Source organism: Thiohalobacter sp. COW1 (assembly GCF_016629505.1).
Lineage (GTDB): Bacteria > Pseudomonadota > Gammaproteobacteria > Thiohalobacterales > Thiohalobacteraceae > Thiohalobacter > Thiohalobacter thiocyanaticus_A.
The window spans coordinates 2,360,375-2,381,592 of record NZ_AP024239.1 but is presented as its reverse complement, the minus strand read 5'-3'; the positions used below and the strand labels follow the sequence as shown (position 1 = coordinate 2,381,592).

General features: G+C 65.4%; 17 protein-coding genes. 11 read left to right on the top strand and 6 right to left on the bottom strand.

Annotation, left to right across the window (positions count from 1 at the left end; translation table 11 throughout):
- Positions 1 to 78 precede the first annotated feature (78 nt).
- From COW1_RS11175 to COW1_RS11165, 3 genes are all read left to right on the top strand, one after another.
- Complete coding sequence (locus COW1_RS11175; protein ID WP_172844317.1) at positions 79 to 480, top strand: DUF302 domain-containing protein; 402 nt, start codon at positions 79 to 81, stop codon at positions 478 to 480.
- Positions 481 to 560: 80 nt separating this feature from the next.
- Positions 561 to 896 carry a hypothetical protein gene (locus COW1_RS11170; RefSeq protein ID WP_096364438.1) on the top strand — a complete coding sequence of 112 codons (336 nt, stop codon included), beginning with the start codon at positions 561 to 563 and terminating at the stop codon, positions 894 to 896.
- A gap of 479 nt (positions 897 to 1,375) precedes the next feature.
- Positions 1,376 to 1,573, top strand: a complete 198-nt coding sequence (locus tag COW1_RS11165; protein ID WP_201344241.1) for a hypothetical protein — start codon at positions 1,376 to 1,378, stop codon at positions 1,571 to 1,573.
- A gap of 75 nt (positions 1,574 to 1,648) precedes the next feature.
- On the opposite strand, the gene COW1_RS11160 is transcribed toward COW1_RS11165, so the two are convergent.
- From COW1_RS11160 to COW1_RS11150, 3 genes are all read right to left on the bottom strand, one after another.
- A complete protein-coding gene (locus COW1_RS11160; RefSeq protein WP_201344240.1) occupies positions 1,649 to 2,068 on the bottom strand; it encodes a CBS domain-containing protein in 420 nt (139 codons plus the stop codon).
- A gap of 2 nt (positions 2,069 to 2,070) precedes the next feature.
- Positions 2,071 to 2,778: a type 1 glutamine amidotransferase gene (locus COW1_RS11155; protein ID WP_201344239.1), complete on the bottom strand. Its 708-nt coding sequence runs from the start codon at positions 2,776 to 2,778 to the stop codon at positions 2,071 to 2,073.
- Between the two features lie 112 nt (positions 2,779 to 2,890).
- Positions 2,891 to 3,598 (bottom strand): MOSC domain-containing protein, encoded by a 708-nt coding sequence (locus COW1_RS11150; protein ID WP_096367454.1) that lies wholly within the window; start codon positions 3,596 to 3,598, stop codon positions 2,891 to 2,893.
- Positions 3,599 to 3,668: 70 nt separating this feature from the next.
- Here COW1_RS11150 and COW1_RS11145 point away from each other — a divergent pair, with 70 nt between their 5' ends.
- On the top strand, positions 3,669 to 5,903 hold the full coding sequence (locus tag COW1_RS11145; protein WP_197702983.1) for a heavy metal translocating P-type ATPase: 2,235 nt from the start codon (positions 3,669 to 3,671) through the stop codon (positions 5,901 to 5,903).
- Between the two features lie 145 nt (positions 5,904 to 6,048).
- On the opposite strand, the gene COW1_RS11140 is transcribed toward COW1_RS11145, so the two are convergent.
- The 3 genes from COW1_RS11140 to COW1_RS11130 all read right to left on the bottom strand — a co-directional run bounded on the left by COW1_RS11140 (position 6,049) and on the right by COW1_RS11130 (position 9,160).
- The gene (locus COW1_RS11140; protein ID WP_096364448.1) at positions 6,049 to 6,660 is read right to left on the bottom strand and encodes an RNA polymerase sigma factor; all 612 of its coding nucleotides are present in this window, start codon (positions 6,658 to 6,660) and stop codon (positions 6,049 to 6,051) included.
- A 65-nt stretch (positions 6,661 to 6,725) separates the two neighbouring features.
- The gene (locus COW1_RS11135; RefSeq protein WP_201344238.1) at positions 6,726 to 7,310 is read right to left on the bottom strand and encodes a DUF302 domain-containing protein; all 585 of its coding nucleotides are present in this window, start codon (positions 7,308 to 7,310) and stop codon (positions 6,726 to 6,728) included.
- Between the two features lie 566 nt (positions 7,311 to 7,876).
- On the bottom strand, positions 7,877 to 9,160 hold the full coding sequence (locus COW1_RS11130; protein WP_201344237.1) for a hypothetical protein: 1,284 nt from the start codon (positions 9,158 to 9,160) through the stop codon (positions 7,877 to 7,879).
- A gap of 291 nt (positions 9,161 to 9,451) precedes the next feature.
- On the opposite strand from COW1_RS11130, the gene COW1_RS11125 reads away from it, so the two are divergent.
- The 7 genes from COW1_RS11125 (at position 9,452) to COW1_RS11095 (ending at position 21,198) form a co-directional block, all read left to right on the top strand.
- Complete coding sequence (locus COW1_RS11125) at positions 9,452 to 10,321, top strand: efflux RND transporter periplasmic adaptor subunit (protein WP_201344236.1); 870 nt, start codon at positions 9,452 to 9,454, stop codon at positions 10,319 to 10,321.
- Positions 10,311 to 11,450 (top strand): efflux RND transporter periplasmic adaptor subunit, encoded by a 1,140-nt coding sequence (locus tag COW1_RS11120; RefSeq protein ID WP_201344235.1) that lies wholly within the window; start codon positions 10,311 to 10,313, stop codon positions 11,448 to 11,450. The genes COW1_RS11125 and COW1_RS11120 overlap by 11 nt, the downstream gene beginning before the upstream one ends.
- 13 nt (positions 11,451 to 11,463) lie before the next feature.
- Positions 11,464 to 14,577, top strand: a complete 3,114-nt coding sequence (locus COW1_RS11115) for an efflux RND transporter permease subunit (RefSeq protein WP_201344234.1) — start codon at positions 11,464 to 11,466, stop codon at positions 14,575 to 14,577.
- A gap of 63 nt (positions 14,578 to 14,640) precedes the next feature.
- A complete protein-coding gene (locus COW1_RS11110; protein WP_201344233.1) occupies positions 14,641 to 17,277 on the top strand; it encodes an ATP-binding protein in 2,637 nt (878 codons plus the stop codon).
- Complete coding sequence (locus tag COW1_RS11105; RefSeq protein ID WP_201344232.1) at positions 17,274 to 18,644, top strand: sigma-54 dependent transcriptional regulator; 1,371 nt, start codon at positions 17,274 to 17,276, stop codon at positions 18,642 to 18,644. The genes COW1_RS11110 and COW1_RS11105 overlap by 4 nt, the downstream gene beginning before the upstream one ends.
- A 433-nt stretch (positions 18,645 to 19,077) precedes the next feature.
- The gene (locus tag COW1_RS11100; RefSeq protein WP_201344231.1) at positions 19,078 to 19,701 is read left to right on the top strand and encodes a redoxin family protein; all 624 of its coding nucleotides are present in this window, start codon (positions 19,078 to 19,080) and stop codon (positions 19,699 to 19,701) included.
- A gap of 30 nt (positions 19,702 to 19,731) precedes the next feature.
- Positions 19,732 to 21,198 (top strand): twin-arginine translocation signal domain-containing protein, encoded by a 1,467-nt coding sequence (locus tag COW1_RS11095; RefSeq protein ID WP_201344230.1) that lies wholly within the window; start codon positions 19,732 to 19,734, stop codon positions 21,196 to 21,198.
- Positions 21,199 to 21,218 lie beyond the last annotated feature (20 nt).

The following is a 21,218-nucleotide window of genomic DNA, read 5'->3' as shown; positions in this document are numbered from 1 at the left end:
CGGCGTCGACGCAGTCCTTATCTGTTTTCTAGCCACAGGGCAGGCTTGTTATACTCCCGGACAGCGATGTTCAACCGATTGGAGGTATCCATGTACGGATTCAATGTGAAGTTCAATGGTGATTTCGATACGGCCATCGACAAGGTGACCGAAGAACTGGGCAAGGAAGGCTTCGGGGTGCTGACCGAGATCGACGTCAGCGCCACGCTGAAGAAGAAACTCGACATCGATCGCGCGCCCTACAGGATCCTGGGGGCCTGCAACCCGAAGCTGGCCAACCAGGCGCTGGAGGCCGATCCCGATATCGGCCTGCTGCTGCCCTGCAATGTCGTGGTGCGGCAGGAGGACGACGGCAGCGTGACGGTCGGATTCATGGATCCCTCGGCCGTGCTCAAACTGGTGGAAAAAGAAGGTGTTGAAGCCCTGGCCGCTGAGGTGCGCACACGCCTTGAGCGGGTCCGCGACGCCCTGGCGGCCTGAGGCCCGGCGGCGGGCCGCTAAGGCCTGTGGCAATCCGGGCCGCTTTTGTTATAGTCAGATCAGACACGCCGGGACCTGCCATGAACCTGCCCAGACATGCCGTCTTTCCCCTGCTGGAGGCCAACGAGCCGCTGTTCAAGCGCGCGCCGAGCGTGGACGGCGACGGCCAGATCCTCAGCGATTTCATGATGCTGATCCCGGGGCTGCGGGAAAAGCCGCGCCAGCTGCTGCAGCGCACCTTGGACGACATCCAGGCCGTCCTGGCCTGTTTCCAGGAAGTCGTGGTCTTTGCCGAACTCAACCTCAAGCTCAACCTGCTCTGGATCAGCATGCGTCCGGTGACCGGCATGCGCAACGAGATCGCCTGGGCGGTGCAGAACCGGGTGCCCGAGGCCAAGCTCATCAGCCACATCTGAACCACGCCCCTCCTGAACGGCCCCCGGTGTGAGCCCGGTCACATAACGGCGCAGTGACAGGCCGTGACAGGGACGCGGCCACGCCGGCCCGCTAACATGACTTCTGCTTGAACCAACGACACACAGGAGCAGTCATGAAACGGACGACTATTGCAGCATCTGTACTGGGTATGATCCTCTCCGGCAGCGCCTTGGTTGCCAGCGCCGACCACAACAGCCCCTGGGGTTGTGTCCCGTCTCACGTCTAATGACGCCTTCAGCGAGGCGATAAGCGGCCAGATGCCAGGCGCTTGCCCGCCGGGGTAGTCATTCTACCTCAAGGGCAAGCAACGCCGCAGATGGCCGCTTATCGCCTTGCCCGAAGGGAGCCACCAAGCCGCGCCATTGCGGCGTTGCAGCGCTTGACAAGGGAGGCGCCATTGCCTGCGCGCTGCGCCTTGCACTGACGCGGCTTGGTGGCTCTGAAGGCGTCATTAGACGTGAGACGGGACACCAGCTGGGCCACGGACATGATGGATGTCCATGACGCCCGCCTGGATACCATGGACGACGATACTGTCACCGGCAACGAGTTCCTGGCCGATTCCCTGGTTTCCGCGGGCGGCGGTTCGCGGCCGGACACAGCCGGCGGCGGCATGGGCGCCGGCATGGGTGGCGGCATGCAGGGCGGTCGTTGACCCCGACAGCCCGGCTGTACAAAGAAACGGGCGGGGTTGTACCCCGCCCGTTTCTTTTGCGTTCTCATCCCCGGCTCACACGTGCTGCAGCATCACGTGGGCGCTGAGCAGGTCGCGCCAGCTCACGATGCCGACCGGGTGGCCCCGATCGTTGACCACCGGCAGGCAGGACACGCGCTGCTCCAGCATCAGGTTGCCGGCATAGGTGATGGCGGTATCCGGGGTGACCGTGACCGGTTTGCGCGTCATCAATTGATGGACCGGCCGGCGCATGCGCTCGAGATCTGCCCGCGTTTCCGCAGGCGTGTCCAGATGCGGCCCGATCCAGCGCAGTATGTCCCGGTCCGAGAGCACCCCCATCAGTCTGCGCTCCTCGATCACCAGCAGATGATGGAACCCGAGCTGCTTGAACAGGGTGTGCGCCGTGAGCAGGGTATCGTCCATGTGGATGGCCATCACCTCCTCGGTCATGATGTCCCCGATACTCATGGGCATGTTCAGACCTCCTCCGGGTTCGTCGCGGTGAACGCATCCATCAGCTGCGCCATGAGGCGGTTGGCTTCGTTGAAGTGCGCCTCTGCAGCCAGCAGCTGCGTCTCGGTCTGACTGAACGGGCCGCAGCCGAGCTGATCCCGGTGGCAGTCGATCAGATCCTGCGCCCCGGCCGGGGTCATCTCCAGGTGGTACTGCAGCCCGAGTATCCGTCCTTCGTGCAGAAACCCCTGGTTGGCGCAGGCCTCGCTGCGGCCCAGGTGCACGGCCCCGGCCGGCAGTTCGAAGCTGTCGCCGTGCCAGTGAAAGGCCATGAATGTCTCGGGCAGGGCCGCGGCCAGCGCAGTGTCGGCGGCGGCCGGGCTGCGCTGGACCGGGAACCAGCCGATCTCCATCTCGCCGCCGGTCAGCACCCGGGCCCCGAGCCGCTCGGCCAGCAGCTGGGCGCCCAGGCAGATGCCGAGCATCCGCGCCCTGCCGGCAAGCACGGCATCGAGGAAACGCTTCTCGGCGATCAGCCAGGGATGGTCGGCCTCGTCGTATACCCCCATGGGGCCGCCCATGACGATGAGCAGGTCCAGTGCATCCGGCCGCGGCAGACCGTCACCGGCATACAGGCGCGTGGCCGTGACCTGATGGTCGCCCCGCTGCAGCCAGTCCTGCAGGCTGCCCAGGCCCTCGTAGGGAACGTGTTGGAGAAAATGGACCCGCAAGTGCGTGCTCCTGTGTCGGAATGACCGAGTGCGTAGGATGGGTGAAGGCGCCCGCGCCGCAACCCATCACCGATGCGGGATCAATGATGGGTTGCGCTGCGCTCCACCCATCCTACTCCCCGCCGGTCAGGCGCTGTGCGCTGCGCATATCGGCCCGGCCTGCCAGCCGCCGCCGCGCCTTGTCGCGCCAGTTGGGCGCCAGGGCGGTGCAGTCGGCCAGACGCCGCCAGAGTTCGCGCTCCTCCGTGTCGCCGTAGATGGCCTGCATCGCTGCCGCAATGCTCAGGCTGTCGGGCAGGCGTTCGAGCAGATCGATACCGTCACCGACCCGCAGCGTACCCGCTTCCAGCACCCGGTAGAACCAGCCGCACCGGGCGCTGTCCTGGACCTGCCGGGCCATGCCGGCGATGTCGAAGCGTACATCCAGCTTCCAGCAGGGGCTGCGCGGCTGACTGACCTGCAGCCGGCAGCCGCCGATGCGCCCGATACGCCCGATACGATAGACATCGCCGATGTGGACATTCCGTTCATCCATCCCGGTGCTGGAGAGGTTTTCGCCGAACCCGGGCGGGCAGAATGCGGCCGCGCGTTCCGGATACTGCGCCTGCCACCAGCGATAGTTGTCCAGGCTGTAATGCAGCAGGGCGCGTTCCGGACCGCCGTGATTGACCGGGTCGGCCTGTTCATCCCCGGCGATGCCGTCTGCGCCGATCCGGACCTCGCCGTCCAGCGGCTGCTTGGCGATGGCGCTGGCGCGGCCCCGGCCATAGTCGGGATCGATCCGGCCGGCATAAATACCCCTCAGGATGTGTATGGTCATGGTCCGGATGCCCGGGCAGGTTGTGGTATCCTCAATCTTCGCAAAACCCATCCGTCCGCGCGAGTCCCCCATGAGTGATGAATCCATACGATTGTCCGTTGCCGGCATGAGTTGCGCCGGTTGTGTGGCCGCCGTCGAGGAGGCCCTGCGCCGGGTCGAGGGCGTGCAGGAAGCAACGGTGAATTTCGTCGAGCACACCGCCCGGGTCACCGGCACGGCGCCGCCGGAGCGCCTGGTCGAAGCGGTGCGCCAGGCCGGCTACGAGGCCGCCGAGCTGCGCGGCCTGGCCGATGAGGCGGACAAGGAGGCCATGGAGATGGCCCATTACCGCAAGCGCCTGCGCATGACCGGCGTGGCCGCGCTGCTGGCCGTGCCGCTGATGCTGGGCGAGATGGTGTTCCATGTACTGCCGCCCATCGACACGCCGGCCGGACAGGTGTTCTGGCTCATCACCGGCCTGCTCACACTCGGCGTGCTGATCTACTCCGGCGGGCATTTCTTCCGCGGCGCCTGGTCGGCCTTCCGCCACCACCAGGCCAACATGGATACCCTGATCGCGCTGGGCACGGGCAGCGCCTGGCTCTATTCCATGGTGGTGGCCCTGTTTCCCGACAGTGTGCCGGTGCTGGCGCGCCATGCCTATTTCGAGGCCGCCGTGGTCATCCTGGCGCTGATCAACCTGGGCGGGGCGCTGGAGATGCGCGCCCGCGGCAAGACCTCGGAGGCGATCAAGCGCCTGCTGGGGCTGCAGCCCAAGACCGCGCGGGTGGTGCGCGAGGGTAAGGAGATCGACGTGCCGATCGAGGAGGTCGGGCTGGAGGAGACGCTGCGGGTACGGCCCGGCGACCGCATCCCGGTCGACGGGAAGGTGATCGAGGGCGAGTCGGCGGTGGACGAGTCCATGCTCACCGGCGAGCCGATCCCGGTGGCCAAGCAGGCCGGCGACGAGGTCATCGGCGGCACCATCAACCAGTCCGGCACCCTGCTGTTCCAGGCCAGCCGCATCGGCCGCGACATGGCGCTGGCGCGCATCATCGAACTGGTGCGCCAGGCCCAGGCCTCCAAGCCGGCCATCGGCCGCCTGGCCGACCGGGTCAGCGGGGTGTTCGTGCCGGTGGTGATGATCATCGCCGTGCTCACCTTCCTGGTCTGGTACAACCTCGGCCCGTCGCCGCAGCTCAGCTATGCCCTGGTCACCGGCATCACGGTGCTGGTCATCGCCTGTCCCTGCGCGCTGGGGCTGGCCACGCCCATCTCCATCATGGTCGGCATCGGCAAGGCGGCCGAGCACGGCATCCTCATCCGCAGCGGCGACGCCCTGCAGCAGGCCGGACGCCTGACCACCCTGGTGCTGGACAAGACCGGCACGGTCACTGAGGGCCGACCGACAGTGACCGCGGTCGAGGCCGCATCCGGGAGGAATGAAAATGAGGTGCTGCGCTTGGCCGCCGCCCTGGAGGCAGGCTCCAACCATCCGCTGGCCGCCGCCATCCTGGCCGCCGCCGAGGCGCGCACGCTGGAACTGCCGAAGGCTGAAGGGTTCGAGAACCTGACCGGGAAGGGGCTGCGCGGACGAATCGGCGAGCGGGAGGTCCTGGTCGGGCAGGCCGCCTTCATGCGGGAACAGGGTGTGTCGGAAGCGGCCTGGGCCGCGCGCATCGAGGCGCTGGCCGGGCGCGGCGCTACACCCGTCTGCGTGGCCGCGGACGGCGAGTTGATCGGTCTGGTCGCTATCGAAGACCCGATCCGACCCGGCATGACCGACATCATCCGCGCCATGCACGGAATGGGATTGAAGGTGGCGCTGGTCACTGGCGACCACCGCATCACTGCGCAGGCCGTGGCCGGGCAGATCGGCATCGACGAGGTCCGGGCCGAGGTGCTGCCCGAGGGCAAGATCGACTATGTGCAGCAGCTGCAGGCGAAAGGCGAGGTGGTGGCGATGGTGGGAGACGGCATCAACGACGCCCCGGCCCTGTCCCAGGCCGACGTCGGCTTTGCCATCGGCGCCGGTACCGATGTCGCGATAGAGAGCGCCGATGTCACTCTGATGCGCGCCTCGCTTCAGGGTGTGCTCACAGCGATCCAGCTGTCGCGCGCCACGGTGCGCAACATCTGGCAGAATCTGTTCGGCGCCTTCATCTACAACAGTCTCGGTATCCCCGTCGCCGCCGGCGTGCTCTATCCGGCGCTGGGCATGCTGCTCAATCCCATGATCGGCGGCGCGGCCATGGCGTTTTCCTCGGTCACGGTGGTGACCAACGCCAATCGGCTGCGCAGGTTCACGCCGGACAGGGTGCAATGATGGTCGATCTGATCGTGAATCTGGCGGGGCTCGGGCTGGTTGTGTTCATTGTCCGCTGGTTCTGGAGAAAACCGCAGGGTTGAGACCGGACCCGTGGCGGGCAGCATGTTGCCACTCGACCCGCCAGCCGGCGTCGGCCCAGGTATTACGGTTGGCTCGAACGCCGCGGCTGAGCAGTCGGGTCTGAGTTGCGCGCGCTTCCGCACTGCGCCGGACTGCTGCTGCACCAGCAGTCAGTGCAGCGGGCCTGTTGCGATATCTCTGGCGCCAGCATGCCGAGTAGCCTGAGACGGGCCTGGTTCAGGCTGTGAATCACCGCGCTTTTCGGCATTTCCAGGACCTGCGCTGTCTGTTCATAGGACAGTTGTTCGATATTGACCAGGGTCAAAACCTGGCATTCGACAACAGGCAGCCGGCCGATTGCGGCCCGGGTGCTGGCGGACGTGTCCTCGTGCGTCTGCACCGGCAGCGGGTGCACAGCCGGTTCGAACCCGCATTCAGGTTCGCCAGGCGCCATGAGTTGTCTGTGCTCATGCCAGCACCTGGACAGGGAGCCGAACAGCTGCAACAGGAGTTGGCCGGGTTCATGCTGTGCCTGCCCGCTCCGGAGTTCGCGCTCGATGACCTTATCTGTCAGCCTGGTCGCCAATACCGGGTTCCGGGACCAGGCCAGGGCCATTCGATAGAGCCGGTCACGGCTGTCATCGAGTGCCCTGCGCAGCCGCCGGTTCCTGGCGAAGCGGTTCAAGATATCCATTGTGCTGAGTCGCCGTGCTTCAGGGGCAGTGTCGGCAGATGCCGTGAATCCCCTGTGAACGAAGGTCAGAATCCTCCGTTCCGGACCGTTTCGGCCACATCGCGCAGATCCCGGTCGAACTCTTTCAATACTGCGCGCGCGGGATCGGAGAGATGCTCTTGGCCAAGCGTATCGCCGATGAACTTCGGACGCAGGATGAGCAGCCTTACCCCGTCCTGCTCCCCGAATATGGCCGCGCGCAGCGGTGCGAACAGCTCGAAGCGTTTGTCCGATCTTGTGACCAGGTAGGCCTTGGAAAGGTTGATGAATTCAACGAGCACAATTGGTTCGGCCTCAATGCCGCGGTTTTCGAGTGCCCGCTGAACGTCAAGGATATTGACGATGGTGTAGTTGCGTCCCTCCAGGGCGGAGACGAAACTGTCCTTAACGGAGGTGATATCATCGTCCATCGTGGCGCTGTATGCCAGCTGTGTGACCTGAATGCCTGTGCCGGGCGTTTCCTGGGCGACAGCAGTGGTGACTGTAGTTGCACCCAGCAGTGTCGCCCAAAGCAGTCGTGCCGCAGAGTCACGAATATCACGCATCGCTCGGCGCAATATGCGTCCACTCCTGTGGAGGGATGTCGGAAATGAGCCGGCTTCTGTCTGCACTGCGGTATGCCTCCTTCTGCGAAGTGTTTGGCTAATAGCAACATCTGTGCCAGTGATGAGTGGTGCACGAATAACCCGGCTGTTCCGCCATACCGGCACCGATCCTGTTTCCAGATGGAACATCTGCAGGCGTATGTATGTTGGTTCGGAACAGGTGAGCGGGCTTGCGGCTTCAGGTATAACGGAAGCTGACAGTTGATATGGCTGTTCTCCCTGCTTTTGAGCAACCACCATGGCTGTGACGCCAACCTTCAGGATCTGTACAAAGTCAAATCGATCACGCGCGTGTGACCGGAGTGAGGCGGTTGCGGCGGCGGGGGGGTGAAGGCATGACCGACCTGCTGGTGAACCTGGCCGGTGCCGGGCTGATCGTCTTCTTCATCTGGTGGTTCTGGCTGGGCCGGGGACAGGCGGAGGCCCGGATCCTGCGTGGCCGTCAGAGGCGCACAAAAAAATCCCCTCCCGGAGGACGGGAGGGGATAAGGCAGGGAGAGGGAGGTTCGGGTTCCCACCCTGCAAAGAGCCCCACACAGGGGCGAGGGGTGCGGTTGTCTCCGGTTCGGACCTCAGAACATGAAGTCGCCCATCAGCATGAACTTGCGCGTATCGGTGCTCTGCACCGGGTTGCGCGCGCTGTTGGTGGCGTTGTCGTCGGCCGAGTAGTCCGCGTACTTGGCGACCACCTTCAGCTGCTTGCTGATCGGCTTGACCGCGAGCAGGTTCCACTCCGTGCCGTAGTCATAGTCGTCGTTGTCGCTGGAGTAGTCGTGATACCTGGCGACCAGCTTGATCCCGGCGAGTTTCCCGCTGATATGCACCCGGGTGTCAATCAGGCCGTCGGGCACGCCGTTGGCGGAGAGGGCGCTGGCCAGGAACTGGTCGGCCCAGCCGTTGTGTGCATGCACTGTTGCCAGCGGCGTGGTGAGGCTGTAGGTGCCGTTGCCGCTCAGCTGCTCCTGGCTGACCTTTACCGTGACACCATTGAAATTCACGCCCGCGCTCAGCCAGTAGTACTCGGCGTCACGCGTCCGGCCGTCGGCGTAGTCGTCCTGTTCAGCGTATTCGGCGGCGTACAGCAACTTCAGGTCATCGTTCAGCGGATAGCCACCGCTCAAGCGCCCGCCCAGGGTACGGGTGGACAGTGCCTGGCTGGCCTGGTCCTCGAACTCCAGGAAGTAGCCGTAGCCCACGAGCTTGACGTACGGCAGGCTGCTATAGGCGAGGTGGACGATGTGGCTGTCCATGTCCCAGTCATCCATGGTCGGGTGTTTCTCGCCGAACAGTCGATTGACATTGTCCACGTAGGCATAGAACACCTCCAGCCCGGTCAGTGACTGGTTGGTCAGGCTGAACGCATCCATGGTCACCGAGTTCTGGCGCCATCCGACCGGACCCACCCAGCGCTCGTTGTCGAGGCTGATGTATTGACGGCCGAGTTGCAGCCGGGTGTCGGCAATTCCGGTATAGGCCAGGATGGCCTGGTTGACCTCGGTGGATTCCGGATCGGACACCAGGGGATAACGCGCCTTGCCGTTGGTGGTGCTGTTGAACTTCTCGCTGCCCAGGCTTCTGACGTCCTCGAATTCCAGCTGACCCTCGAAACCGTTCAGGTTGGCGGTGCGATAACCCAGCCGGGTGCGCAGGGTGAAGGCATTGGCGTTCTTGCTCAGACTCTGTTCATCGACGTATTCATAACGCGGGCGAATCTGGCCATAGACGCTGCCCTGGGTGATTGCCTCTGTCAGGCCTGTGGCCTGCGGCTGCGGCCCGGCTGCGGCGGTGCCGGCGGCCATGAGGATGCCGGTTCCGGCCAGGGATAGCAGTCGGTGGATGTTGTTCTTATCGGCCATGTTGTCCATTCCTCTCGATTTGGTGTTTTTCGGTGGGGTGGTAATCGAAATCGTGACGGGGCATGAGCAATGCCTGTGCCAGTGTGCCCGGGGGTGAAAATACGCGAACTTGTGCGTGTATCTGCCGACGAATGCAGGCCTGCGTTTCAGAACGAAACGAAAAATTGAAACGCTCCGCTGTGCTGAAACAGTTATTTCCCGTAATTGCGCTGTTTATCCCGTGGCATGCATGTTGCTATCGCCTGAATACAGGTAAGGCGTGCAACTGGGAACACGGGTCCGGGAGCGAATATGTCTGCAACAGGCTTTGTCACACGGGTATTGCTGCTGTTCTGGTGGATGGCGGCAGGTGTGTATGCGCACAGCGACGCCAGCGGCTTTGCCGACGAGATGTCGCGCTTCGGCGGCGGGGCCGAGTCGCAGGGGCCGCGGCGTTACGCCGCGCAGGTGCGGGTCGATCCGCGCGAGATCGCCGGCGTGGTGCTCAAGGTCAATGCCAGGATCACCGATCTGCATGACCTCTACATCGGCCGCCCCGTGCGTGCGGGCGAGGTGCTGGCGGAGTACGAAAGCGCCGAACTGGAAACGGTGCAGCGTTCCTACGCCGAGACCTACGCCAACATGGAGTACATCCGCGAGATCAGTGTGACTGCCGAGGAGAAGCTGATCGAGGGCCGCATGAACCTGCAGTGGCGCGGCCTGTATCCCGAGGATATCGAGAGGCTCGAGCAGGAGCGTGAACCGGTCAAGCGGCTGCGGGTGAAGGCGCCGCGCGACGGCTACCTGCTGGACGTCAATGTCACCGAGGGGCAGGTGGTCAACCCCGGCGCCCAGGCCGGTCTGTTCAATCTCAGCGGCACCACCCTGATGCGTATCGCCAGCGACCAGGCGGTGACGATCGACGTCGAGCTGCCGCTGGAAGTGGCTGCGCGGCTCTCGACCGGCGATGCCGCCTGGGTGTATCCGTCGCCATCGGCGCCGCCGCTGGAGGCCAGTGTCTCCGAGGTGGTGCCCATGGTGGGCGGCACGGGGTTGCGGCGCACCGTGCGTCTGGAGCCGCTGGCCAGTGCGCGCCTGCTGGGGCTGCGCGACGGCCAGCGGCTCAGCGTGTCCCTGCAGCCCGAACAGACGCAGCAGGAGGAGGCCGGACATGCGCATTGAAGCCCTGATATTCGCCGTCGCCCTGACACTGCCGGGCCTGGCTCAGGCCCATTCGGACGCCACCGGATTCGCCGAGCAGGACGAACATGATCACGCCGAGCAGCCGGCCGCGCCCGGCGCCATCGAGGTCGACAGCAGCCTGATCCGCGTTGCCGATGTCGAACAGCGCGAACTGCAGGACCGGCGCGCCGGCATCGGCACGGTGGTCACCCCGGCCAATTCCACCCACGACATCAATTCCTTCATCAGCGGCCAGGTGATCGAGATCCATGTGCGTCCCGGCAGCCGGGTCAGCGAGGGCGATCCCATCGCCCAGATCCAGAGCCCGGAGTTCGTGCTCACCCAGAAGGCCTATGTCGCCCTGCTGGGCAACGACGAGAAGCTCGCGATCCTGGAAGGCGAGGGCCGGCTTGGCAACTACATGGAGGACGCGCGCGAGAACCTGCGCTGGTGGGGGCTGACCGAGGAGGAGATCTTCGCGCTGGAGCAGACCGGTATCCCGCTGGAGGGCATCACGATCCGGGCGCCGGATGACGGCATCATCACCGAGGTCCTGGTGCAGCCGGGCGAGCTGCTCAACGCCGGCGACCGCAACATGGCCAACTTCGTGGTGATGGGTCAGGCACTGGCCCGCATCGTGCCGGATGCCCGCTCCCTGTGGCTGGAAACCCTGATCTTCCCCGATGCCGCCGCCGGCGTGCGGCCCGGCGATGCCCGGCTGCAGGTGCAGTTGCCGGACGGCAGCCTGGTCGAGGAGGCGGTGGAGGCGGTTTCGCCCTCGCTGGATCCGCAGCGCCAGCTGGTGCGGCTCATGACCAGGCTCGAGGCGCGCGCGGGGCTGTTCCCCGGCCAGCCGCTGCAGGTCGAGTTGCTGGTGCCGCGCTGGGAAGAGACCTGGCTGCCGCGCGCGGCCCTGATGCGCCAGGGCTTCGAGTCGGTCGTGTTCGTGGAACTGGAGCCCGGCCGGTATGAGCGCCGCAGCGTGGAGCCGGGGCCGGCAGTCGGCGACTGGGTCCCGGTGGACGGCCTGGAGGCCGGCGCCCGCGTCGTGACCCACGGCAAGATGGCGCTGGAAGGCGCCTACCGGCTGCAGCGCGCCGGCGTCCCGACCGACGACCACCATCACTGAGCGAGGAGGCAAGATGTTCGACTGGATCATTTCCGGGGCGCTGCGCAATCGGGTCGTCGTCGTCCTGCTGTATATCGTGCTGGCGGTGGCATCGCTGTTCGCCCTGAGCCGTATGGTGGTGGATGTGTTCCCCGAATTCGCCCCGCCGCAGGTGCAGATTCAGACCGAGGCCCCGGGCTTCGCCGCGCAGGACGTGGAACTGCTGGTCACCCGGCCGCTGGAGGTGGCGCTGCAGGGCATGCCCAATGTCGACCAGATCCGTTCCAACTCCTCCATCGGGCTGTCGCGCATCACCATCGTGTTCGACCCCGACGTGGACATCTACAACGCCCGGGTGCTGGCCCAGGAGCGCCTGCAGCTGGCGCGCGGCACCCTGCCGGCGAGTGTGCAGGAGCCGGAGCTGATGCCGGTGACCTCCGCCATCAGCTGGCTGCTCAAGTTCGCTCTGATCGACTGGTCCGGCGAGGACCGCAGCTATGAGTTGCGCAGCCTGGTGGACTGGGAGTTCCGCAACCGGCTGCTGGCGCAGGAGGGCGTGGCCTCGGTGGTCGCGGTCGGCGGCGAAGTCAAGCAGTATCAGGTGCAGGTCGACCCCGACGCCCTGATGCGGCTGGGCCTGCCCTTCAGCCAGGTGGTCGATGCCGCGCGCGCGGCCAACCGGGTCGCGCCGGGCGCCTTCCTGTACCCGACCCCGGAGGAGGAATACTTCCTGCGCAGTGAGGGCCGGGTGCGCTCGCTGCAGGACATCGCCCGCAGCAGCCTGGGCCTGCCGGGCAACAGCCCGCTGACCCTCGGCGACGTGGCCGAGGTGCGTTTCGGCGGCGAGATCAAGCGCGGCGACGGCCAGATGTACGGCGGCCCGGCCGTGATCGGCACCGTCTCCAAGCTCTGGGGCAGCGATACCCTGGCCACCACCCAGCGGGTGGAGCAGACCCTGGACGAGCTGGCCGCCACCCTGCCGGAGGGCGTGGAACTGGTCCCCGACGTGTTCCGTCAGGCCAGCTTCATCGAGCGCTCCATCGACAACCTGGAGGAAGCGCTGCTGCACGCGGCCATCATCGTGGCCCTGGTGCTGTTCCTGTTCCTGGTGCGCTGGCGCCCGACCGTCATCAGTCTCATCGCCATCCCCACCTCGCTGATGATGGGCATCCTGGTGCTGTGGCTGCTGGACGTGGGCCTCAATGCCCTCACGCTGGGCGGACTGGTGTTCGCCATCGGCGAGGTGGTCGACGACGCCATCATCGACGTGGAGAACATCCTGCGGCGGCTGCGCGAGAACCGCCAGGCACGGCAGCCGCGGCCGCTGCTGGATATCGTGTTCGAGGGCTCCAGCGAGATCCGCAACTCGGTGGTCTTCGCCACCTTCATCATCGTGATCGCCTTCATGCCGGTGTTCTTCCTCAGCGACATCGAGGGCCGGGTGTTCGCGCCGCTGGCCATCGCCTACCTGGCCGCCGTGGCCGGCTCGCTGCTGGTGGCGCTGACCCTGGTGCCGGTGCTGTGCTCCTGGTTCTTCGGCGGCCGCCAGGCCGAGCAGCAGGCCAGGCTGGGCGGTTTCTCCCGCTGGCTGCAGGCCCGCTACCAGGGGCTGCTGCAGCGCACCCTGGCCGTGCCGCGGCTGATGTTCGGCGGCGCGATCGTCGCCTTCGGCCTGAGCCTGGTGCTGATCCTGTCGCTCGGGCGCTCCTTCATCCCCGGCTTTCACGAGGGCAATATCGTCATCGCCATGACCCTGATGCCGGGCACTTCGCTGGAGGAGAGCCTGCGCATCGGCCGTCAGGTGAACAACCTGGTCGGCGCCATGCCCGAGGTGAAGAGCATCGCCCAGCGCGCCGGCCGCTCGCGCCTGGACGAGGACGCCCAGCCGGTCAACTTCAGCGAGTTCGACGTCACCCTCAAGCCGGAGGTGGAGGACGTGCCGGCGGTGATGGACGCGATCCGCGAACAGCTCCGGACCATTCCCGGCGCCTCGATGAACGTCTCCCAGTTCATCACCCACCGCATGCAGGAGATCATGTCCGGCGTGCGCGCCCAGATGGTGGTCAAGATCTTCGGCCCGGACCTGAACATGCTCGCCCATCTGCAGCAGGAACTGCACGGGGCGGTGGAAGGCGTCGAGGGCGTGGTCGACCTGCAGTCCGAGCCGATGGTGACCGTGCCCGGCGTGGACCTGCGCGTGGACCGCGACGCGGCCGCCGCCTACGGCCTCACGCCGGGCGAGGTGGTGCGCCAGGTCGGCGAGGCGCTCAACGGTGTGGCGGTCTCGCAGGTGCAGGAGCATGACCGCACCTATGATCTGTTCGTGCGCATCGAGGCCGATGCCCGTGACAGCATGGAGGATCTGGGCCGGCTGCCCCTGCAGGCATCGAGCGACGCCGTGGTGCCGCTGGAGGCCGTGGCCGAGGTGGTGCCGGTGCGCGAGCCCTACATGATCAACCGCGACGGCGGCGCCCGCCGGGCAGTGGTGCAGTGGAATGTCGACGGGCGTGACCTGAACGCCGTGGTCGGAGAGGTGCGCGAGCGGGTGGCGGAGCAGATGACGCTGCCGCCGGGTTACTCCATCGAGTACGGCGGCGACTGGGAAGGCCAGCAGCGCGCCACCCGCGACCTGATGATCTCCGGGGCCGTGGCGGTGGTGCTGGTGATCGCGGTGCTGCTGCGCGCCTTCCGCAACACCACCCTGGTCGGCCTGATCCTGACCAATCTGCCGTTCGCCCTGATCGGTGGCGTGTTCGCCCTGGTCGTCACCGGCGAGAACCTCAACGTCTCCTCGCTGCTGGGGCTGATCGCCCTGCTGGGCATCGCCACCCGCAACAGCATCCTGCTGGTGACGCGCTACCAGCGCATCGCCCGCGAGCAGGATGGCTCGACGCCGGAGGCCCTGGCCATGCAGGGGGCGCTGGACCGCATGCTGCCGATCCTGATGACCGCCCTGACCACGGCGCTGGCGGTGATCCCCTTCCTGATCGGCGATCCCACCGGCAAGGAGTTGCAGCGGCCCCTGGCGATCGTCCTGCTGGGCGGCATGATAAGTTCCACCCTGTTGAATCTGCTGGTTTTACCGTCGGTTTATGCCTGGGCGCTGCGACGCTGGCCGGGACGCCTGGCTTACGCCGGCCGGGGCTGAGGGTGTATGCTGAAAGGCTGAACCTGCCCTCAGAACCCCATGCAGACGAATCCACAGGCTGGAATGAACCTTCTACCGACGCTCAGTGCCGGCGAGGCGCGCGACGCCGGCGCCGCGCGCTGGCAGCAGTGGCTGCTCTATGCCTGGGTGGTGGCGCTGGTGGCCATGCCGCTGCTGCTGCACGGACTGGACTCCGGCACCCTGCTGGTGCCGGAGTACCTGATCGATGTCCGCATGCATGCGGTCATCGAACTGTTCTGCGGCATCATGGCCCTGCTGATCGCCGGGCTGGTTCTGGCTCTGTCGCGGCACAAACGCGAACGCACGCTGCTGCTGTTCGCGCTCGGCTTCCTGGTGATGGGGCTGCTGGACGTGGTGCATGCGGTCACGCCGCCGGATGTGTACCCGGGATTGTTCGTCTCCGCCCACACCCTCTCCACCCTGTTCGGCGGCGTGCTGTTCTGCCTGGGTACCGTCCTGCATTATCGCAGGCACCGCCTGCCGGGGCTGCCGCTGTGGCTGTCGCGCGAGGCGGCCTTCACCCTGATGCTGCTGATCGGCCTGGTACTGGCCTATCACATCATCCTGCCGGTGGGCTCGCTGGAGAACCTCTATACCTTTTCCATCTGGGCCTACCGTGCCCATGAATTCTCCGGGATCCTGTATGCCTTCGCCGCGCTGCTGGCCTTTCTCTATTACCGGGGGACCGGGCAGCGGCTGATCCTGGTCATCGGCGCCATCCTGATGTTGTTCGCCGAGAGCGCCTACCTGTTCCGCTTCTCCCAGATGTGGGACTCGGCCTGGTGGACCTGGCATTTCGTCAAGGTCGGGTTGTACCTGGGCAGCCTGGTGGTGATCGCCGCCGGCCTGGTACTGTCGCTGCGCGCCGTGCAGCGCGCGCGCGTGGTGCAGGACAATATCAACCGTCAATTGCGGGTCACGCACGACAGGCTCGATGACATGAACCGGGAACTGCGGCTGCGCAACACCATGGTCAACGCCAGTATCGGGGCGCGCAGCCTGGATCAGACCCTGGAGGTGATCGAGAACACCCTGTCCGAATTCGTGGGCAAGTGCCGCTACTCGCTGGTGCTGCGCGTGGCCGAGGACGAGGTCGAGGAGTTCCAGCGCGGCCTGCAGCGTCAGACCCTGCGCTGGAACGTGCGTGTCAGGGCCGAGCACATGCCCTGTGTGCGGCTGGTGCAGGCGGTCGGGGGCAATGACGAGCATACGGTCTACAGCTGCAGCCGCAGCGCCGATGGCCGCGCCTGCATGTGCCTGACGCTGCGCGCCCATGACGAGGTGTTCGGCTATCTGCGTCTGGAGATCGCCGGCGGGCACCCGGAACCGGCGCGGGTGGAGCAGCTCAACGTGGTCGCCGCCGAGGTCGGTCCGATTCTGTTCAACGCCCTGCTGCATTACCGCTGGACCCAGGCCATCGCCTTCCGGGCCGCATTGCTGCGGGTCACGGCCATGCTGGGCTCGACCCTGGAATTGCCCCGCGTGCTGGAAGCGGTATGCGGTGAAAGTGCGCACATGCTGGCCAGCGAGGCCTCCGGCATGCTGCTTGCCGACGAACAGACCGATGAGATGCAGCTGGTCAGCCGCTGCATGCCGGACGCAGCCGGGGAGGATGCGGCACCCGCGCAGCCTGAGTGGATCGCCAGTGAGGCGGGCCGCGAACTGTTTCGTCAACTGCGCGAAGCCGGCCGTCCCCTGGCCCTGGTCAGGCCCGAGGCGGAGGATCAGCCGCCACCCTTCCCGCTGGGCACCAGCGGCTGCATATGGGGTGCGGTGGCACTGTTCCCCATGCTGGATGCCGGCCGGCTCATCGGAGTGATGCTGATCATGCGCAGGGAGCGGATTCCGTTCAGCACCGCCACCCTGGAACAGGGCGAACTGCTCGCCGAACAGGTGCGGGTGGCACTGGTCAACGCCCGCGCCTACGAGGCGCTCAGGGAGACCAACGCGCAACTGCGCCATTCGGAACAGGAACGCCTGCGTGCCGAGCGGCTGGCCGTGCTCGGCCAGATGGCGGCCAGCGTGGCCCACGAGGTGCGCAACCCGCTCAGTGCCATCAACAACTGCCTGGCCGTGTTGCGCCGCAACGTCCACGACGGCAACGACAGCGTCGGGTCGGCCATCGAGATCATCGATGACGAGGTGCATCGCCTCGACCGGCTGACGCACAACTTCATGAGCTTCGGCCGTTCGCCCCGGAGCGCCGCAAGCCGTGTCCATCTGGGCGGGCTGGTCGCCCGGGTATGCGAACGTATCGAGCGCCACATTCAGCATGAGGAAATGAAGGTGAGCGTGGAGCAGGAGGTCATAGGCGGCTATGCCCCGGTGATATTCGATGCAGACGGTTTTCAGGAAGTGCTGTGGAACCTGATGCTGAACGCGGTGCAGGCGATGCACGGCAGTGGCCGGCTGCGGGTGCGCCTGAATCAGAATGGCAGTCATGCCTTCCTGGCCGTCGCCGACGACGGCCCGGGTATCCCGCCCGAAAAACGCACGCAGATCTTCGAGCCTTTCTTCAGCCAGCGCTCCGAGGGCGCCGGTCTGGGGCTGGCGATCGTGCTGCAGCACGTGGAGGCATGGGGCGGCCGGCTGCGCATCTGGGGGCCGCCCGGGGCCTGCTTCGCCATGCGCTTCCCTGTGGCTGAATCGCGGGCCGTCGACCGGGAGCTGGCATCATGAGTCTGCGCGTACTGGTGGTCGATGATCAGCGCAGTCCGCGCCGCAGCCTGGGCCTGCTGCTGAAGAACGCCGGCATGCAGGCCGGGGAGGCGGCAAGCGGCGAAGAGGCCCTGACGGCATTGAAGGACGGTGGCTACGATCTCATCGTCAGTGATCTGCGCATGGACGGCATGTCCGGTATCGATCTGCTGCGCGAGGTCAAGAATCGCTTTCCGCAGCTGCCGGTGATCCTGATCACCGCCTACGGCAGCATCGAAAGCGCGGTCGAGGCGATGCGGCTGGGTGCCTACGATTACCTGACCAAGCCTTTCGATGAGGACGAGGTGCTGGAGAAGATCCAGCAGGCCCATGCCCTGGCCCAGGCCGGGCCGGCGGGCGGCGCGGCGGCCGTGACCGATGGCGGGTTGATTGCCAACAGCCCGGTCATGCGCGGCGTGCTGATCCGCACCGAGCGGATTGCCGGCACCGAACTGAGTATCCTCATCACCGGCGAGACCGGAACCGGCAAGAGCCTGCTGGCACGCTATATCCACGAACGCAGCCAGCGCGCCGGCAAGACCTTCGTCAGCCTCAACTGCGCCAGTCTGCCGGAGCAGCTGCTGGAGAGTGAATTGTTCGGGCATGCCAAGGGCAGCTTCACCGGCGCCAGCGAGACCCGCAAGGGCCTGTTCGAGGAGGCCGACGGCGGCACCATCTTCCTCGACGAGATCGATACCCTGACCCCGGCCATCCAGGCCAAGCTGCTGAGCGTGCTGCAGGACCGTGAAATCCGCCGCCTGGGCACCAATCAGCCGCGCAAGGTCGATATCCGTGTGATCACCGCGGCCAACCGCGACCTGTCGATACTGATCGAGAACGGTGAATTCAGGCCCGACCTGTATTACCGGGTCAACGGCTATCACATCAACCTGCCGCCCCTGCGCGACCGGGTGGAGGACATCGAGCAGCTGCTGACGCATTTCCTGGATAAATACGCCGCCCGTTACGGCCGTTCCGGACTGAGCCTGTCAGACGCGGCGCTGCAGCGGCTGCTGGGCTATGCCTTTCCCGGCAATGTCAGGCAACTCGAGACCATGGTGGAGCAGATGGTCGTGTTCGCGGACGATTCGGGCGTGATCGATCTGGATGCCCTGCCCGAGGAAGTGCTGCAGCAGAGCGGCCGCGCCGCTGAAGAGCCTGCGCGCAGGGAACAGCCCACGAGCCTGGCCGAGAACGAGCAGCAGGTAATCGAAGCGGCGCTGGAACGTTACGACAGCCTTACCGAGGTGGCACGCAACCTCGGCATCGGACGCACCACCCTGTGGCGCAAGCTGCGCCAGTACAATATCAGCCGCGGCCCGCGCGGCACCTCGCGCAGCAGATCCTGAATCCCCCCCTCTGCACCGAATGGCACTTACTTCAGCCGCGTCATCCCCGCGCAGGCGGGGATCCAGTGCCTGGCAGAACCCGCAAATGCTGGATTCCCGCCTGCGCGGGAATGACGGATAGACTGAAGTCCGGCTTATGTAAGTTCCATTCCCCTCTGCACCCGCTTCCCCGGCGGGTGTTTCTTACTGAAACCCGTAGTGCGTTTTCACCTCGGTTCAATCTGAAACGAGGGTATGGGTGATATCCCGCGTGGTTTATGACATTCCTGTTAAATCATTCAGATAGCGTTGTGACAAAGTCTGGCATGGAACTTGAGTGTAGGGATTGGCGGCAGGTGCGCCGGGTCGTTCCAGTTCTCGCTTTGCAGACGGACAGCACGCAGCTTCCTGCCAACTCAAGTGAGTACACATCGAAACTGAAGGAGGAATCAACATGAAAACATCCAGACATCCGGCCCGGGGCGGTCGGCTGACTGTCGGGTGTTCGGCTGCGGCCGGTGCACTTATGCTCGCACTCGCTGCTCCGGGCACTGCAGTGGCCGATAGCATCGACGGAAACTTCCCCACGGCCGACGAAGTCGGCGGCGAAGTGTTCCCCAGAGGCGTGCAGGCCGGAGACCGGTTCCCCACCGACTGGGACATCTACGATGCCAACGGCAACAAGACCGATGTCAGCAAGCTGATCAAGGGCAAGCGCACCGTGCTGGCGTTCTTCATCTCCGCCGTGCCCGTGTCCGTGGAAGAGTTGAAGAAGCTGCAGAACGCCTTTACCGGCAAGGGCGACACCCAGCTGCTGTTCGTGAATTCCGATCAGGTCGGCGGCAAGCTGCTCGGCGTGGACCCGGTCCAGGAGACCGCCCGCACCGTGCGTGTGATCAAGCGTGAGGAGAACATCAAGCATCCGATGTTTGTCGCGCCCAACGACGCCCTGAGCCCGACCGGCCTGTCCAACAAGCTCGGTTTCCGCGGTCTGCCGACGGTGTTCGTCATCGACAAGAACGGCAAGGTGGAAAAAGTCTATGTCGGACCGCAGGACTGGTCTGACACCAGGGTCTGAGACAGTCAGCGAATCGTAGGAGAATTTTCAATGAGTATTTCCCGACGCAATTTCATGAAGGGCGCCATGGCCGCCGGCGTTGCCGGCACCGCCGGCAGCTTTGCCATGAACCCGGCCATGGCCGCGGTGCACGACGCCACCGGCGAGCGCCAGCACGACCTGTTCAAGCAGTTCAAGGGCAACGTCATCCTGCTGCCCGGCAAGTACAGCGGTTCGGTCTCCGCGCTGGATCTGTCCGTGCCCGAGACCCTGGCCTGGTACAACTACGGCCTGGCCGGGATCGACATGCCGATCCCGCACCATATCGCCGCCATGCCCTCGGCCGATCCTTACAAGACCTTCGATTTCTACCAGACCATGCAGCCGCCCGCGGCCCCCTACGTCAACGAGAACTCACCCGAGTGGCGTGACCGCGGCGCGTTCAAGATGTACAAGATGCGCTACGACGGCAGCGGCAAGCAGAACAAGATCTCCGTGGTCAACGACGTCAGCGAGACCACCGGCATGGCCCTGGGTGTGCACGTCTCCATCGGCGTGGGCCCGAACGCCAACAAGTATGTCGCCTTCGCCGACGGCCAGAAGGACATGGTGCTGATCACCGACATCAGCGACAACCCGAAGATCGTCAAGGCCTTCCGCGTGGACTACGATCCGGTCGCCCGTCAGGTCAACGTCTCCCATGTATTCCCGGACCAGTCGACCGGCAAGTTCGACTACATCGACCGCAAGGGCATGAAGACCAGCCACGAGGCGATGCTGGGCGAGGAGCTGATGCCGGCCGACCCGACCGCTGTGTTCGTCGACGCCTTCACCTGGCACCCCGAGCACGCGCTGGGCGCGATTCTGATCCGCCGTCTGGGTTGCTGCGCCATCGTCGACACCAAGACCTGGGAAGTGAAGGCCATGCTGTCCACCGGCAAGGGCGCCCCGGACAACTTCCCGCTGGTCAAGCAGCAGGGCTACACCTGGACCTACTCGGTGCCGTCCGTGCTGACCCCGCTGCACGAAGCAGGCTTCATCACCAGCGGCGAGTACTTCCTGGCCTGCAACAACGTGCTGCAGAACAACATCGCGGTCTACCGTTCCGAGGATCCGGACCCGATGAAGTGGAAGAAGGAGGCCTTCGTCGAGGGCTTCGGGCGCAAGTACCTGCCCCTGCACATGGGCAACGTGCCGGATTCGCGCTGGGCCTTTTTCACCATCTGGGCGCGCAAGCCGCACAACGGCTACATCTGCAAGGTCGATCCGAAGACCTGGAAGGTGGTCGCCAAGTGGGATACCGGTCCGGATCCGCACACCTGCGACTGCACCATCGACGGCGAGTTCATCACCACGGTGTACAGTGGTCACCAGTCCGGTCAGTCCGGCATGGTGGTGATCCACGCCGACACCGACGAGATCGTCGCACGCCTGCCGAACCCCGGCGGCATGCACGACCACGTGGTGGTGCCGGAGAGCTGGGAGGGCCTGAAGTCCTCGCGCAGTACTTCGGTCTGAGGCCGTTTGTCGTGACCCGG